Annotated in this window: 2 protein-coding genes; both read right to left on the bottom strand. The window is 34.3% G+C overall.

Features of this window, described 5'->3' with window-relative positions; all coding sequences use genetic code 11:
* On the bottom strand, positions 1–800 hold an 800-nt coding region (locus tag Q0370_RS00060), incomplete at its 3' end, for a Dyp-type peroxidase (protein ID WP_299570401.1).
* Between the two features lie 126 nt (positions 801–926).
* The coding region (locus Q0370_RS00055; protein ID WP_299570398.1) for an EfeM/EfeO family lipoprotein at positions 927–1402 on the bottom strand (476 nt) is incomplete at its 5' end.

Raw genomic sequence — 1402 nt, 5'->3', positions numbered from 1 at the left:
CGTCTTACAATAAGAAAAGTCCCATTTTTCAGCCAATTATCTTTATCATACCAGACAACATTTTTAAAATCATTATTATTTTTTGGATTTTCCGTTCCATCTTTAAATCCAAAAAGATTTCTTGGAGTTTCTTTTCCATTACCAATTGGTAAAAAACCAGCTTGGGTCCATTTTAAAGTAATTAAGGCACGACCTTTACGAACAAGATTTCTCACAGCGTGAAATGCTACCTGCGCATCATCCGCACAAGCCTGAATACAAATATCTCCGCCTTTGTACTTATCCTTTATCTGATCCCTCGGAAAATGTGGCAAATCCCTAAATTCTTCCATTTTCTTATTATCCATTTTCAATTTATCCAGAAAAGATGGACTTATTCCAAAAGTTATTGTCAAACGGTATGGATTTAATCCCACTGTTTCTCCTGTATCCAGTGGAGGAACTAGATGATTTGCAAGTTCTGGAGCTACAAGTTCACCTTTCATAAGTTTTTCAGAATAATCTGTCCAGTCCTTAAACATCTGCTTTATTTCTTCCCTATCCGTAGAATGTAAATCTAATACCGCAAAATAGACGTTTTTTTGAACAGGAGTAGCAATTCCTGACTGATGTTCCCCATAAAATGAAATCTTTTCATTTCCAACAACCTGATTTGCTTTACCGCTAAACATGTTGGCAAAAATAGCGCCAGCTCCACTTGCTCCAATTGCGGCTCCAGCTCCTACCATTCCAGCTTTTTTCAAAAAATCACGACGTGATATTTTTTTGTCAAACCATTTTTTATCATTTTCGTCACTCATTATTTTACCTCTTTTATACTGTAAGTTATTTTAAGATGTGTCCGATAATCTAAACGTTTAATTTAACAAGGAGAATTAACTCCTTATCCAATGATACTTAAACATATTAGTTACCGAATAAGTACATTATTTCTTAGGAGTTGCGTCTATTACGATTCCCATTTGCGATAAAGGTTCTCCAAGTTTAGTAACTGCTTCAGCTAGAGCTTTTGTATCTTCTGGCTTCAATTCTGTGTACAATTTATAATTTTTGTCATCTGTCATATATTTGTCAAGAAGTTGGTTTACTGCTTTAAATTCTGTATCTAAAGTTGTTACGAGCTTAGCATCTTTTTGTTCTAATTTAGGTCTGAATAGTTCAAAAATTTTCTGAGCCCCTTCAATATTTGCTCTAAAGTCGTATAAATCAGTATGTGAGAACACTTCTTCTTCTCCAGTGATTTTTTGAGTCGAAACTTCATTTAATAAGTCAATCGCTCCTGTAACCATTAAATCAGGCGTTACTTCAATTGTAGCAATTTTTGCCCTTAACTCCTTAATGTCGTTTACAAGCTCATCTGCATATTTTTCAGTTCCTTTTGTGGTATTTTGTTCCCACAATA

It is taken from the genome of uncultured Leptotrichia sp. (assembly GCF_938036635.1).
In the GTDB taxonomy this organism is placed as follows: Bacteria; Fusobacteriota; Fusobacteriia; order Fusobacteriales; family Leptotrichiaceae; genus Leptotrichia; species Leptotrichia hongkongensis.
This window is presented reverse-complemented; position numbering and strand designations above follow the sequence as displayed.